Source organism: Bordetella sp. N (genome assembly GCF_001433395.1).
GTDB lineage: Bacteria > Pseudomonadota > Gammaproteobacteria > Burkholderiales > Burkholderiaceae_B > Bordetella_C.
This window is the reverse complement of the sequence record NZ_CP013111.1, coordinates 244,305-259,321: the sequence shown is the minus strand read 5'-3', so window position 1 is coordinate 259,321 and position 15,017 is coordinate 244,305. Positions and strand designations below refer to the sequence as shown.

The following is a 15,017-nucleotide window of genomic DNA, read 5'->3' as shown; positions in this document are numbered from 1 at the left end:
CGGTGTACGTCCGCCGACGTTTTTACGCAGCGTATACGGCCCCGCGCCGGGGGGATGAACGGCCCCGTAACAAACCAAGTCTTATATAAGATATAAGACCACTTGATCCGCGGCGGGCGGACTACTACAATCGCCGCCGAGACTCTTCCCTCACCAACCGTTAAGCAGGCACCTTCATGCTAGAAACTTACCGCCAACACGTCGCCGAACGCGCGGCCCTGGGAATTCCCCCGCTGCCTCTGTCGGCGCAGCAGACTGCCGACCTGATCGAACTGCTGAAGGCGCCGCCGGCCGGCGAGGAAGCCTACCTGCTCGATCTCATCACCCACCGCGTGCCCGCCGGCGTCGACGATGCCGCCAAGGTCAAGGCTTCCTATCTGGCCGCCGTCGCGCTGGGCAAGGAATCGTGTCCTTTGATCAGCCGCGCCAAGGCGACTGAACTGCTCGGCACCATGCTGGGCGGCTACAACATCGGCGCGCTGATCGAACTGCTGGACGATGCCGAAGTGGGCGCCACCGCCGCCAACGGCCTGAAGACCACCCTGTTGATGTTCGACCAATTCCACGACGTCAAGGAAAAGGCCGACAAGGGTAATGCCAACGCCAAGTCCGTGCTGCAAAGCTGGGCCGATGCCGAATGGTTCACCAGCCGTCCGGAAGTGCCGCAAAGCCTGAAGCTGACCGTGTTCAAGGTCACCGGCGAAACCAATACCGACGACCTGTCGCCTGCCCCCGATGCCTGGAGCCGTCCGGACATCCCGCTGCACGCGCTGGCCATGCTGAAGAACGCCCGCCCCGGCATCGAGCCCGATGAGCCGGGCAAGGTCGGCCCGCTCAAGTTCCTGAACGAACTGAAGCAACGCGGCAACCTGATCGCCTACGTCGGCGACGTGGTCGGCACCGGCTCCTCGCGCAAGTCCGCCACCAACTCGGTGCTGTGGTTCACCGGCGAAGACATCCCCTTCGTCCCGAACAAGCGCTTCGGCGGTGTCTGCCTGGGCAACAAGATTGCCCCGATCTTCTACAACACCATGGAAGACGCCGGCGCCCTGCCGATCGAGCTGGACGTGTCGAACATGAACATGGGCGACGAGCTGGAGCTGCGTCCCTATGAAGGCAAGGCCCTGAAGGATGGCAAGGTCATCGCCGAATTCCAGGTCAAGTCCGACGTGCTGTTCGACGAAGTGCGCGCCGGTGGCCGCATTCCGCTGATCATCGGCCGCGGCCTGACCGCCAAGGCGCGCGAGGCCCTGGGCCTGGCGCCGTCGACCCTGTTCCGCCTGAACCACGATCCGGCCGCCAGCACCAAGGGTTTCACCCTGGCGCAGAAGATGGTCGGCCGTGCCTGCGGTCTGCCGGAAGGCCAGGGCGTGCGCCCGGGCGCCTACTGCGAACCGAAGATGACGTCGGTCGGCAGCCAGGACACCACCGGCACCATGACCCGCGACGAGCTGAAGGATCTGGCTTGCCTGGGCTTCTCGGCCGACCTGGTGATGCAGTCCTTCTGCCACACCGCCGCCTATCCCAAGCCCGTGGACGTCAAGACGCACCACACGCTGCCGGCCTTCATGAGCAACCGCGGCGGCATTTCGCTGAAGCCGGGCGACGGCGTGATCCACTCGTGGCTGAACCGCATGCTGTTGCCCGACACCGTCGGCACCGGCGGCGATTCGCACACCCGCTTCCCCATCGGCATTTCGTTCCCGGCCGGTTCGGGCCTGGTCGCGTTCGCGGCCGCCACCGGCGTGATGCCGCTGGACATGCCGGAATCGGTGCTGGTGCGCTTCAAGGGCAAGATGCAACCCGGCGTCACCCTGCGCGATCTGGTCAGCGCCATTCCCCTGTACGCCATCAAGGCTGGTCTGCTGACGGTTGAAAAGCAGAACAAGAAGAACATCTTCTCCGGCCGCATCCTGGAAATCGAAGGTCTGCCGGATCTGAAGTGCGAACAGGCTTTCGAGCTCTCGGACGCTTCGGCTGAACGTTCGGCCGCCGGTTGCACGGTGCGCCTGAACAAAGAGCCCATCATCGAATACATCAACAGCAACATCGTGATGTTGAAGTGGCTCATCGCCAACGGCTACCAGGACGAGCGCTCGATCCGCCGCCGCATCCATGCCATGGAAGCCTGGCTGGCCAACCCGCAATTGCTGGAGCCGGATGCCGACGCCGAGTACGCCGCCGTCATCGAAATCGACCTGGCTGACATCCACGAGCCCATCGTCGCCTGCCCCAACGACCCGGATGACGTGAAGACGCTGTCCGACGTCGCCGGCGCCAAGATCGACGAAGTGTTCATCGGCAGCTGCATGACCAATATCGGCCACTTCCGCGCGGCGTCCAAGCTGCTCGAAGGCAAGCGCGATATTCCGGTCAAGCTGTGGGTGGCCCCGCCGACCAAGATGGATGCGCAGCAGTTGACCGAGGAAGGCCACTACGGCGTCTTCGGCGGCGCTGGCGCGCGGACCGAAATGCCCGGCTGCTCGCTGTGCATGGGCAACCAGGCCCAGGTGCGCGAAGGCGCGACGGTCATGTCGACCAGCACCCGCAACTTCCCCAACCGTCTTGGCAAGAACACGAATGTGTATCTTGGTTCGGCGGAATTGGCTGCCATCTGCTCGAAGCTGGGCCGTATCCCGACCCGTGAGGAGTACATGGCTGACATCGGCGTGATCAACGAGAACGGCGACAAGATCTATCAGTACCTGAACTTCGACCAGATCCCGGATTACAAGGATGTGGCTGACGTTGTTGAAGCCTGATTGATGTAGCAGGTTAAAAAACCCGGCCCCGGCCGGGTTTTTTTATTGGCGGCTGCTCGCCAAGCGCTTTTTTAGATGATTGGGGGTTCCCCCATCGGCCCCCCTCTTGGGCTATCGCCCCTATGGCCGCGCTGGTGCCCCGCCCCGGATGGGCGTTTTATTCGCGAATGGGGCGCTTAGCCCAAAAGGGAGGCGATGGGGGGAACCCCCATCATCAAAAAACTCCTTTGGTACATCACCGCGACTCAGCGGGAACCGCTTCCTTCTGCTCTGCCATATCCCTCCGCCAGCAGGCTCCTTGATTTCTCCCCTATTCACCCCCCGTCCCAGTCGTCTGGACGTCGGATCGGCGCAACACGCCGTTTGCAAAATTCCGCTGCTGTACTAATAATGCGAACTATTCTTGTTTGATTGTATTTTTGTCCGCATCTAGTCACAAGCATCGCGCCCCGCTTTTGCAGCAGCATCGGGCCGCGACGCTCCCCCTCCAAGGAAAATCCTGATGACCTCTCCCGCCGTCTCCCCGGCAGGCGTCACCTTGCGCGCCGAAAGTTCGCGCCAGTTGACCCTGCGCCCCACCTCGCTGGCCGTACGCGCCGCCCTGGCCTACGCCGCGTTGGGCGCCGCGCCCTTCCTGGGCACGGCATGGGCACAGACGGCCACCACCGGCAGCACCACGACCACCACCATGGCGCCGGTGAGCGTCACCGCCACGCAGACACAGGGCGACGTGCTGCCTCCCACCTACGCCGGCGGCCAGGTCGCCAAGGGCGGCCGCCTGGGCGTGCTCGGCGAGCAGGACGCGGCCAATGTGCCGTTCGCCATCACCAGCTTCACGTCGAAGCTGATCGAAGACCAGCAGGCCAAGTCGCTGGGCGACGTGCTGCGCAACGACTCGTCCGTGCAGGTCACCAAGGGCTACGGCAACGACGCCCAGCTCTTCGTGGTGCGCGGCTTCGCGCTGAACGGCGATGACATCTCCTATGGCGGCCTGTACGGCGTGATGCCGCGCCAGATCATCTCCACCCAAGGCGTCGAGCGTGTCGAACTGTTCAAGGGCCCCAGCGCCTTCCTGAACGGCGTGCCGCCCGGCGGCTCGGGTATCGGCGGCATGGTCAACATCGAACCGAAACGCGCGGGCGACGATCCGCTGACCCGCGTCGGCCTGGACTACAGCAGCTCCTCGCAAGTGGGCGTGTCGGCCGACGTGTCCCGCCGCTTCGGCGCGAGCAACCAGTTCGGCATCCGCGTCAACGCTTTGCAGCGTGAAGGGGACGTCGGCATCGGCGATCAGGGCAATCGCATGACCTTCGGTTCCGTGGGGCTGGACTATCGCGGCGACCGCCTGCGCGCGTCGCTGGACTTCGGCTACCAGAAACAACGCACCAGCGAGGGCCGTCCGATGGTCCGCGTGAAGAGCGGCTTCGACGTGCCGGATGTGCCGTCCGCGCGCCACAACTACGCCCAGCCCTGGACGTATTCGGAAACCGAAAACACCTTCGGCATGGCCAAGGTGGAATACGACATCAACGACAAATGGACGGCGTTCGGCGGCTTCGGCATGAACCATGCCAATGAGTCCGGTTCCTACTCCACCTTCAACGTCAACGGAAATGGCGACAGCACGTCGAGCCGCATGGACGTTCCCTACCGCTCCGACACCTTCGGCCTGATGACCGGCGTGCGCGGCAAGTTCGATACGGGTCCGGTCAGCCACGCGCTTACCGTGGCGTTTTCCAGCAACTACCTGAAGAAGCGCTCCGCCTACATCCTGAGCTCGGGCTTCGCGACCAATCTTTACGACACGCCTGAAGTCGCCGCGCCGAACACTTTCCCCTACACGGGCGGCAGCATGAGCGACCCCGGCGTGACGGCGCGCAGCCGCATGAGCGGCACGTCGGTGTCCGACACCATGTCGTTCCTGGATGATCGTGTGCTGTTCACGGCGGGCATCCGCCATCAGGACCTGACCACCACCAACTACAACTACGACGGCTCGACCTCGAGCAGCTACGACCGCTCGGCCAACTCGCCGGTGTTCGGCCTGGTGTTCAAGCCCGTCGAGCACGTGTCGCTGTACGCCAACCACATCGAAGGCCTGCAACAGGGCGACACCGCGCCGACCGACTCCAACACCCCGGGCCAGATTCTGCCGCCCGGCAAGTCGAAGCAGAACGAAGGCGGCGTCAAGCTGGACATGGGCAATTACGGCGCGTCGCTGGCCGTCTTCCAGATCGAGAAGGAAGTGGGCCTGCTGCGTGACAACGGCGACTTCTCGCCGGCCGGACGCCAGCGCAATCGTGGCGTCGAACTGAACGTCTACGGGGAACCTGTACGTGGCGTGCGTTTGTTGAGCGGTGTCACCTTCATCGATCCCAAGCTGACCAAGACGGGTGACGATACGGAAGGCAACAAGGCGCCTGGCGTGCCCAAGTACACCGCCATTCTTGGCGGCGAATGGGACCTGCCTTGGGTCAACAACCTGACCCTGCAAGGTCGCGTCAACCACGCGGGTACGCAGTATCTGGATGCCGCCAATACGCAGAAGCTGAAGCCGTATACGACTTTGGATCTGGGTGTGCGCTACGCCATGAAGGTCGATAGCCACAATGTGGTCTGGCGGGTGGGCGTGGATAACGTCTTCAACAAGGCCTACTGGTCTTCGGCTTGGGGTGGATACCTGACGCAGGGAGATCCGCGGACGGCGAAGTTGTCGGTGTCGTTCGACTACTAAGCAACGATGCCGCCGCTGCCGCTGCGCGGCGGCACTGTGCAAAAGAGGGACCTGTGCTGCGCACAGGTCCCTTTTGCATTTCAGGCGGTGACCTCTGCGCTACGCGGCGGCGTGGCATTGCAGGTCCCTCCCCGCGCGGCGGGTGCTTCTTCTACGCGGCGGCGCGTGCAGCGGGCGGCTGCGTTTTGCGTTGGACTACCTTGTTGCGGCGGAACCAGTCCTGGCGTTGGCGGCGAAAGCGTTGGCTTTCCTGCTTCAGCCAATGTTCCACCGCCACCACGCCAGGGTTGTCGTCGTCCAGGCACACGTAGTGATAGGACGCGCCCGCTGACACGGCCAGGGGCAGGACCGGAAGCAGGCGGCCCGACAGCAAGGCGTCCATCACGATGGCCATGCGGCCGATGGCGATGCCCTGCCCGCTGATCGCGGCGTTCACGGCCAGCAGGGACAAATTGAAGTGCTGCCCCGTGTGCACCTTGGGCAGCGGCACGCCGGCCAGGCTGAGCCAGCGATTCCATTCCTCATGGTCCCGCGCGCTGTCCCACGGCAACTCGTCATGCAGCATGAGCCCCACCGGAATGTCCCGCGGCGCGCGTATCTCCGGATGGTCCGCCAGGAACTCCGGCGACGCGACGGGCAGCAGCCACTCATCGAGAAACGACAACGCGCGCACATCCTCATAGCCGCCCATGTCGAAGCGCACCGCCGCCTCGATATGCTCCTGCGTCATGCGGCTGCGATTCAGCGCATGGAACTCGCCGAACACGCGCAAGGACAAGTCCGGATTGGCCGCCAGCACTTCGCCGATGCGCGGCGTGATCCACTGCATCGCGAACGACGGCGAACAGTTCAGGCGCAGCACAGGCCGACGCGCGGGCGGCCGCATCGCCGTCACCGTCTGCTCCAGGATCTGGAAGGACTCCATTACCGCCAGCTTAAGCCGCAAGCCGGGCGGCAACAGCACCAGCTGCCGCCGCCCACGCTGGAACAGCGGCGTACCCAGCCAATCTTCCAAGTGCTTGACCTGCTGGCTGATGGCCCCCTGCGTGACGTGAAGTTCTTCCGCCGCAAGCGTGAAGCTGTTGTGCCGCGCGGCGGCGTCGAAGGCGCGCAACCACGTGAGCAAGGAGGTCGAAAGCATTTTTTCCTATTAGCCAGACTAATGGTCCTGTCAATATAAATGATTTGTGCGCGGCCGCCGTATGCGGGGATGATGATCGCCAATACTTACCCCGCCCTCAACGCGGGGAAATAAAAATCTTCAAGGGAAAAACATGCAAGGCAACGGCAGCCGCACGGCGCCCATGGCGGAGCTATGGGTAAACCCCGATCTACGTCCGGCAGCGGATACGCTGACCAGGACGGATATCCGCCTCGCCGATGTCGAGGACGCCGAAGCCCGCCTGGCGCGCTTCGCTCCCCTGCTGGTCCGCCTGTTTCCCGAGCTGCGCGCGGCTGACGGCATCATCGAATCGGCCTTGCTGCCGGTGGCCCAGGCAGACGCGGACAAGCTGCTGGGTCTGTCTTCGGCGCAAGACGCCTGGGGCCGGCTGCTGATAAAGGCCGACCACGACCTGCCGGTGGCGGGCTCGATCAAGGCGCGTGGCGGCATCTACGAGGTGCTGGCCCATACCGAAGCCCTGGCCTTGCAGCACGGGTTGCTCACGCCCGACGACGACTACGCCGTGCTGGCCGAAGCGACGGCCCGCCGCGTCTTCGAACAGCACACGGTATCGGTCGGTTCCACCGGCAACCTCGGCATGAGCATAGGCATCATGGCCGCGGCCCTGGGCTATCGCGCCACGGTGCATATGTCGGCCGAAGCCAAGCAGTGGAAGAAAGACAAGCTGCGCGGCCACGGCGTGCAGGTGATCGAGCATGCCGGCGATTACGCCGCGGCCGTGCATACGGGCCGCGAGGACGCCGCCACCGACCCGCGCGCGCATTTCGTCGACGATGAGCGTTCCCTCACCCTGTTCCTGGGATATAGCGTGGCGGCGCTGCGGCTGCGCGATCAGTTGCGGGCGCTCGGCATTACCGTCGATGCCCGCCATCCCTTGTTCGTCTATCTGCCCTGTGGCGTCGGCGGCGCGCCGGCGGGCATCGCCTTCGGCCTGAAGCAGGTGTTCGGCGACGCCGTGCACTGCTGGTTCCTGGAACCGACGGCCGCGGCCTGTTTCCTTACGCGCATGCGCCATCCGGACCGTCCTGGCATCAGCGTCTACGACGCCGGCATGGACAACGTCACCGAAGCCGATGGCCTGGCCGTGCCGGTGGCGTCCGAGCTGGCCTATGCCCAGATGCGCCACCTGATCGCCGGCGTCGCCACCACGGCAGACGCAACCTTGTTCGCCGACCTGGCGGCCCTGCACGACACCCTGGGCCTGCAGGTCGAACCGTCCGCCGCGTCGGCGCTCAGCGGCCCCCGCATGCTGTTGTCGGACCCCGCGGGCGCGGCTTACCTGCGCACTCACGCGCCGGACGATTACCTTGCACGCAGCACCCACATCGTGTGGAGCACCGGCGGGCGCTTCGTCCCCGCGCAAGAATTCGAAGGTTTCCTGGCGCGCGGTCGCGCCGAAGATCGGGCTCGCGCCTGAGCAGCAAGGCGGCGCCTCACCGGGCCGCCCACCGCGCTTGCCGACTCGATTCGGCAAGGCGGCCTATTTCAACGATAAACAAGGGAGTATGACCATGGGCAGCACGATTTCCCGTAGCAGCTTTTCCATGTTGCGCGTCTGTGCAGCACTGGCGTTCGCCGGCACCCTGGCCACCGCCGTCCCCGCGGCCAAGGCCGCCACGCCGGCGACCACGATTACCGCGGTGATGCAGTCGGACATCCGGGTGCTGGACCCCATCATCACCACCGCCTACATCACGCGCAACTTCGGCTACATGATCTTCGATACCCTGCTGGGCACCGACGTGCAGGGCAAGATCCATCCGCAGATGCTGGAAAAATGGGATGTGTCCGCCGATGGCAAAACCTACACCTTCACCCTGCGTCCCGGCCTGAAATGGCATGACGGCACGCCCGTGACGGCGGCGGACTGCGTGGCGTCGATCAAGCGCTGGGCCGCCCAGGACAAGATGGGCCAGATCATGACCCAGCTGATGACCGGCATGCAGCCCATCGACGCGAATCATTTCTCCATGAGTTTCTCCGCGCCGACCGACCTGGCGATCCGCGCGCTGGCCAAGACCAGCGGCGTGCCGCCGCTGATGATGCCCGAGCGCATCGCCAAGACGCCGCCCACGGAAGCCATCAAGGAATACATCGGCTCGGGTCCCTTCAAGATGGTCACCGCGGAATTCAAGCCTGGCGTGCAGATCGTGTTCGAGAAGAACAAGGACTACGTGCCCCGTTCCGAACCGCCCAGCGGCACCGCCGGCGGCAAGGTCGTCAACGTGGACCGGGTCAAGTGGGTAACGATGCCCGACCCCATGACCGCGGTGAACGCGCTGGCCAGCGGTGAGATCGACTACATGGAGCAGGTGCCGTACGACATGCTGCCCCTGGTCGAGAACCAGCCGGACGTGAAACTGGACGTGCTGGACCCCACCGGCAACCAGACCGTCATGCGCATGAACTTCCTCAACCCGCCCTTCGACAACAAGCTGGTGCGTCAGGCCGCCATGTATGCGGTGGACCAGAAGGAAGTGCTGCAGGCCCTGGTGGGGAACCCCAAGTATTACCGCACCTGCCCCGCGATCTTCGGCTGCGGCATGCCCTATGAAAGCGATGCCGGCGCCGACGTCACGGTCAAGGGCAATATCGAGAAAGCCAAGGCCCTGCTCAAGGAAGCCCACTACGATCCCAAGACCCAGCCGGTGACCATCCTGCAGCCCACCGACCTGGGCACGGTCAAGGCCCAGCCCATCATCATCGCCCAGGCGCTGCGCAAGGCCGGCTTCAACGTCAAGCTGGAAGCCATGGACTGGCAGACCCTGGTCACGCGCCGCGCGTCGATGGCGCCGCTGGACAAGGGGGGCTGGAACATCTTCTCCACCAACAACGTGATGGCCGACGTCATCGATCCCCTGCGCGCCTTCGGCGTAGCGGCCAACGGCAAGGGCGCCTGGTTCGGCTGGCCGGACGTGCCGGCCATCGAGAAACTGCGTATGCAGTTCGCGCTCGCCGGCACCGCCGATGAACAGCGCAAGCTGGCCACGGAGATTCAGCAGATGGTGATCGACGAAGGCGTGCTGCTGCCCATGGGCCAGTTCACCGTGCCGACCGGCTACCGCAGCACGCTGTCCAAGCCGGTGAGCGGACCGATCTCGGTGTTCTGGGGCATTACCAAGTCCGCCAACTGACGTCAGGGGAACCGCCATGATTTCATTCATCGTGCGGCGGCTGTTGGCAACCATCCCGGTGTTGGCCATGGTCGCGATCATCGTGTTCGCGATGCTGCGGCTGACCCCGGGTGACCCGGCCGCGATCATCGCGGGCGACTCGGCGACGCCGGAACAGTTGGAGCAGATCCGCCATACCATGGGACTGGATCAGCCGATGTACCTGCAACTGTTCCTTTGGCTGGGCCAGTTGCTGCGCGGCGACCTGGGCGTGTCCCTGCTGTCGGGCGCGTCGGTGACCTCCATGGTCGCCGATCGCGCCGGCCCGTCCATCGCGCTGACGCTGTCGACCATCCTGGTGTCGGTATTGCTGGCGCTGCCCCTGGGCATCGTGGCGGCGTGGCGGCAAGGCAAGCTGCTGGACCGTTCGGTCATGGCGGGCTCGGTGCTGGGTTTCTCGGTGCCGGTCTTCGTCATCGGCTATGTGTTGATCCTGGTCTTCGCGGTCAATCTGCACTGGCTGCCGATCCAGGGCTACAAGCCCCTGTCCGACGGCGTCGGGCCTTTCGTCCGCAGCCTGGTATTGCCGACCCTGGCGCTCAGCACCGTCTACATCGCCCTGATCGCCCGCATCACCCGCACCAGCCTTATTGAAGTGATGGGCGAGGACTTCATCCGCACGGCGCGGTCCAAGGGCCTGCGGGAAGTGGGCGTGCTGCTGGGCCATGCCTTGCGCAACGCCGCCGTGCCCATCGTCACCGTGATCGGCATCGGTATCGCCATGCTGTTGGGCGGGGTGGTGGTGACGGAATCGGTCTTCAACTTCCCCGGCGTGGGCCGGCTGGTGGTGGACGCGGTGCTAAGCCGCGACTATCCGGTCATCCAGGCCTTGATCCTGCTGTTCGCGCTGATCTACGTCCTGATCAACCTGGCGATCGACATCCTGTACACGGTGCTCGATCCCCGCATCCGCTATTGAGGACGCCATGACGATCTCAGCGACATCTTCCGAGCCGGACACCGTGCCGGCCGCGGCTTCGGCCGCCCCTACCCTGCTGCGCCGCCTGTTCAACGGCCGTCCCACGACGGCGGCAGCCTTGATCCTTCTGGTCGTCGTGCTGCTGTCCGTGCTGGCACCGTGGCTGCACACCGTGGATCCCCTGCAGCTGGATCCCAGCCAGCGCCTCAAGGGCATCTCGGCCGCCCATTGGCTGGGCACCGACGCTTACGGCCGCGACGTCTATTCCCGCGTGCTCTATGGCGGCCGCGTTTCGCTGGTGGTCGGCCTGGGCGCGGCCCTGGCCAGCGTGGCCCTGGGCCTGGTCATCGGCGTGCTGGCCGGCTATTTCCGCTGGATCGATGCCATCGTCATGCGCATCATGGACGGCATGATGGCCATTCCCGGCGTGCTGCTGGCGATCGCCCTGATCGCGCTGTCCGGCGCCAGCCTGGTCACGGTGCTCGCGGCCATCACCATTCCGGAGATTCCGCGCGTCGTGCGCCTGGTGCGCGGCGTCATCCTTAGCGTGCGCAACGAGCCTTATGTCGAAGCGGCCCTGTCGCTGGGCACCCGTCCGGTCAAGCTGATGTGGCGCCACCTGGTGCCCAACACCCTGGCGCCGCTGGTCGTGCAGGGCACGTATGTATTCGCTTCCGCGATGATCACCGAATCGATCCTGAGTTTCCTCGGCGCCGGCGTTCCGCCGGAGGTGGCGTCATGGGGCAACATCATGGCCGATGGCAGGTCCTACTTCCAGCTGATTCCCGGCCTGGTGCTGTATCCCGGCGTACTGCTCTCGCTGACCGTGCTGAGCGTCAACATCCTGGGCGACGCCATGCGCGACGCCCTCGACCCGCGCATGGCGCGGCGCATGTGAGCGAAGACCGAACCATGCCTGAGGAGTCCACCATGAAATCCCCTGACAGCAGCACTCCCATGCTGAAAGTATCGGGCCTGACCGTGCGGCTGCGCGGCGCCCGCGGCGAACCCGGACGCGCGGTGGTGCAGGACGTCAGCTTCGACGTCCGTGCCGGCGAGACCGTCTGCGTCGTCGGCGAATCCGGCTCGGGCAAATCCGTGACGTCGATGACGGCCATGGGCCTGATCGACCGTGCCGCGCTTTATCCTGCCGCCGGCAGCATCGAAGTCGACGGCGAGGACGTGCTGCAAGCCAGTCCGGCGCGGATGCGAGCCTTGCGTGCGTCCACGCTGTCGATGATCTTCCAGGAACCCATGACGGCGCTGAACCCGGTGCAGCCGGTCGGCCGCCAGATCGACGAGGTGCTGCGGCTGCATACGTCGCTGGACCGGCGCCAGCGGCGCGAGCGCGTGCTGGCCATGATGGCGTCGGTGCATCTGCCGGACATCGAACGTATCTACCGGTCCTACCCGCATCAGCTGTCGGGCGGACAACGCCAGCGCATCGTGATCGCCATGGCCTTGATCCTCGGCCCCAAGGTGCTGGTCGCCGACGAGCCGACCACGGCCCTGGACGTGACCACGCAGAAACAGATCCTGACCCTGATACGCGAGTTGCAGATGAAGCACGGCACGGCCGTGGTCTTCATCACCCATGACTTCGGCGTGGTGGCCGAGATCGCCGACCGCATCGTGGTGATGAACGCTGGCCGCGTGGTGGAAACCGGCAGCCGCGACCAGATTCTGGCGGAGCCGCGCGAGGCCTACACGCGCATGCTGGTGTCTTCGGTGCCCAGCCTGATTCCGCAGGCGCGCGACGCCGTCGCCGACAAGACCATCCTGTCCGTGCGCGGGCTGGGCAAGCATTACGGCGGCCACGGGCTTTCGTCCGGGCTTGCCCGCCTGCTCAAGCGATCGGGTAAAGGCCAGGACGGCGTGCAAGCAGCGCAGGACATTTCCTTCAGCCTGCGGCATGGCGAGATCCTCGGCGTGGTGGGCGAGTCCGGTTCCGGCAAGTCGACCGTGGCCCGCTGCGTGGCCCAACTGATCGCGCCATCCAGCGGCACGATCCGGCTGCATGGCCAGGACCTGGCGGGCCTGGCCGGTAACGAACTGGCGGCCCTGCGCAAGCGCATCCAGATCGTGTTCCAGGATCCCTATCGCAGCCTCAATCCGCGGCGGCGTGTCGGCGATTCCATCATCGAAGGCTTGCTGAACTACGGCATGCCGCAAGCAGCGGCCATGGCCAAGGCCGCTGAAGCCTTGAACCTGGTCGGTTTGCAGCCCGACGCGCTGCAGCGCTATCCGCACCAGTTTTCCGGGGGCCAGCGCCAACGTATCTGCATCGCGCGTGCGCTGGTGATGGAACCGGACGTGCTGATTGCCGACGAAGCGGTATCGGCCCTGGACGTGTCCGTGCAGGCGCAGGTGCTCGAACTGCTGGAGTCCGTGCGCCGCAAGGTCGGTGTCGGCGTGCTGTTCATCACCCATGATCTGCGCGTGGCCGCGCAGATCTGCGACACGCTGGTGGTGATGCAGCACGGCCGCATCGTCGAAGCCGGCGCGGCGCGTGACGTGCTGGCCCGGCCGACGAATGGCTATACGCAGGCCCTGATCGCCGCCGCGCCCGGCAGGCATTGGGATTTCCAACATTTCCAACCGGTTGCCCAGGCCGCTTAGCGATGACCCGGCCCTGGCGCCTTTCTGGTGCGATGAGCAGACGCGACTTTCATCGCGACGCTTCGTCGCGCCTGTTCAACGCAATATTCAACATACCTCAGCGGAGAAAGTGACATGACGCGCATCGCGTACGGTGGTTTCCAGCACGAGACGAACACCTTTGCGCCCGACAAGGCCGGCTACGTGGACTTCGTGGTCGGCGGTGGCCGCCCCACCCTGTCCTCGGGCGACGCCCTGTGGCCCGCGATCGCCGGCGCCAACCTGCCGGCGGCCGGCTTCGCGCAGGCGGCGATGGACGCCGGCGACACCCTGGTGCCCACCACCTGGGCGGCCGCCAGCCCGTCGGCACACGTCACCGACGGCGCCTTCGAACGTATCGCCGGCTTGATCGTCGCCGGCATCAGCAGCGCCATGCCCGTGGACGCGGTGTACCTGGATTTGCACGGCGCCATGGTGGTGGAAAGCTTCGACGACGGCGAAGGCGAACTGCTGCGCCGCGTGCGTGCCTGTGTCGGGCCGGACATCCCCGTCGTGGTCTCGCTGGACCTGCATGGCAACGTCACCCGCCAGATGCTGGACATGGCCGACGGACTGATCGCGTATCGCACCTATCCCCACGTGGACATGGCCGAGACGGGGCGCCGTTCCTATGCCTTCCTGCGCCAGCGGCTGGCGCACGGCAAGCGCTTCTTCCAGGCCGATCGCACCTTCGATTTCCTGACGCCGATCTGCTGGCAGTGCACCGACATCGAGCCCGCGCGCGGCCTCTACCGGCAGGTGGCCGAACTGGAATCCGTGGCGACGCATGTGTCGTACGTGGAAGGCTTCCCCGCCGCCGACTTCCCCGAATGCGGCCAACGGGTCTGGGCCTATGCGCCCACGCAGGAAGCGGCCGATGCCGCGGTGAACCAGCTGGCCGCCGCCGTGAACGATTCGGAGTCGCTGTTCGCCGGCAAGCTGTACGAGCCGGATGAGGCCGTGCAGTATGCGATGCAGGCCGCGCAAGGGGCTGGCAAGCCCATCGTGATCGCCGATGCCCAGGACAACCCGGGCGCGGGCAGCAACTCCGACACCACGGGCATGCTGCGCGCGCTGTTGCGCAACAAGGCGCAGCGCGCGGCGATCGGCCTGATCGTCGACCCGGCCACGGCAAAGCAGGTATGCGAAGCCGGCGCGGGCAAGCGTATCCGGCTTGCGCTGGGTGGCCATGCCGGCCTGCCCGACGACAGCCCGCTGGAAGAAGAATTCCTGATCGAAACCGTCTCGGACGGCAAGTTCGACGCCACCGGCCCGTTCTATGGCGGCATCAAGTTCGACCTGGGCCCGTCGGCTTGCCTGCGCATCCAGGACGTGCGCGTGGTGGTGGCGACGAACAAGGCGCAGATGGCCGACCAGGCCATGTTCCGCTACGTCGGCATCGAGCCCACCGAGCAGGACATCCTGGTGGTGAAGAGCGCGGTCCATTTCCGCGCCGACTTCGCGCCCATCGCCCAGGAGATCATCGTGGCCACGGCCCCCGGCTCCATGCCCATGGCGGTCGACGCCCTGCCCTGGAAGCACCTGCCCGCCAACCTGCGCCTGGGCCCCAACGGCCCGCGCGCGGGTGAGCGCGGGTAGTCGGCGCGGC

At 65.5% G+C, this 15,017-nt stretch carries 9 protein-coding genes; 8 read left to right on the top strand and 1 reads right to left on the bottom strand.

Annotation, left to right across the window (positions count from 1 at the left end; genetic code table 11):
* Window positions 1–176: 176 nt before the first annotated feature.
* Both acnB and ASB57_RS01090 read left to right on the top strand, forming a co-directional pair.
* Window positions 177–2,762 (top strand): bifunctional aconitate hydratase 2/2-methylisocitrate dehydratase, encoded by a 2,586-nt coding sequence (acnB, locus tag ASB57_RS01095; RefSeq protein WP_057649814.1) that lies wholly within the window; start codon window positions 177–179, stop codon window positions 2,760–2,762.
* A gap of 502 nt (window positions 2,763–3,264) precedes the next feature.
* The gene (locus ASB57_RS01090; RefSeq protein ID WP_082621292.1) at window positions 3,265–5,496 is read left to right on the top strand and encodes a TonB-dependent siderophore receptor; all 2,232 of its coding nucleotides are present in this window, start codon (window positions 3,265–3,267) and stop codon (window positions 5,494–5,496) included.
* 151 nt (window positions 5,497–5,647) lie between these two features.
* Here the strand turns inward: ASB57_RS01090 and ASB57_RS01085 are convergent, their stop codons facing one another.
* Window positions 5,648–6,637: a LysR family transcriptional regulator gene (locus ASB57_RS01085; RefSeq protein ID WP_082621291.1), complete on the bottom strand. Its 990-nt coding sequence runs from the start codon at window positions 6,635–6,637 to the stop codon at window positions 5,648–5,650.
* Window positions 6,638–6,770: 133 nt separating this feature from the next.
* Here ASB57_RS01085 and ASB57_RS01080 point away from each other — a divergent pair, with 133 nt between their 5' ends.
* The 6 genes from ASB57_RS01080 (at window position 6,771) to ASB57_RS01055 (ending at window position 15,007) form a co-directional block, all read left to right on the top strand.
* Window positions 6,771–8,096: a D-serine ammonia-lyase gene (locus ASB57_RS01080; protein ID WP_082621290.1), complete on the top strand. Its 1,326-nt coding sequence runs from the start codon at window positions 6,771–6,773 to the stop codon at window positions 8,094–8,096.
* Between the two features lie 127 nt (window positions 8,097–8,223).
* Window positions 8,224–9,813, top strand: a complete 1,590-nt coding sequence (locus ASB57_RS01075) for an ABC transporter substrate-binding protein (protein ID WP_057655828.1) — start codon at window positions 8,224–8,226, stop codon at window positions 9,811–9,813.
* Between the two features lie 16 nt (window positions 9,814–9,829).
* A complete protein-coding gene (locus tag ASB57_RS01070; protein ID WP_057649812.1) occupies window positions 9,830–10,771 on the top strand; it encodes an ABC transporter permease in 942 nt (313 codons plus the stop codon).
* A gap of 7 nt (window positions 10,772–10,778) precedes the next feature.
* Entirely contained in the window at window positions 10,779–11,669 is an 891-nt protein-coding gene (locus ASB57_RS01065; RefSeq protein WP_082621289.1) for an ABC transporter permease, read from the top strand.
* 32 nt (window positions 11,670–11,701) lie between these two features.
* Complete coding sequence (locus ASB57_RS01060) at window positions 11,702–13,390, top strand: ABC transporter ATP-binding protein (protein ID WP_057649809.1); 1,689 nt, start codon at window positions 11,702–11,704, stop codon at window positions 13,388–13,390.
* 114 nt (window positions 13,391–13,504) lie between these two features.
* The gene (locus ASB57_RS01055; RefSeq protein ID WP_057649807.1) at window positions 13,505–15,007 is read left to right on the top strand and encodes a M81 family metallopeptidase; all 1,503 of its coding nucleotides are present in this window, start codon (window positions 13,505–13,507) and stop codon (window positions 15,005–15,007) included.
* Window positions 15,008–15,017 lie beyond the last annotated feature (10 nt).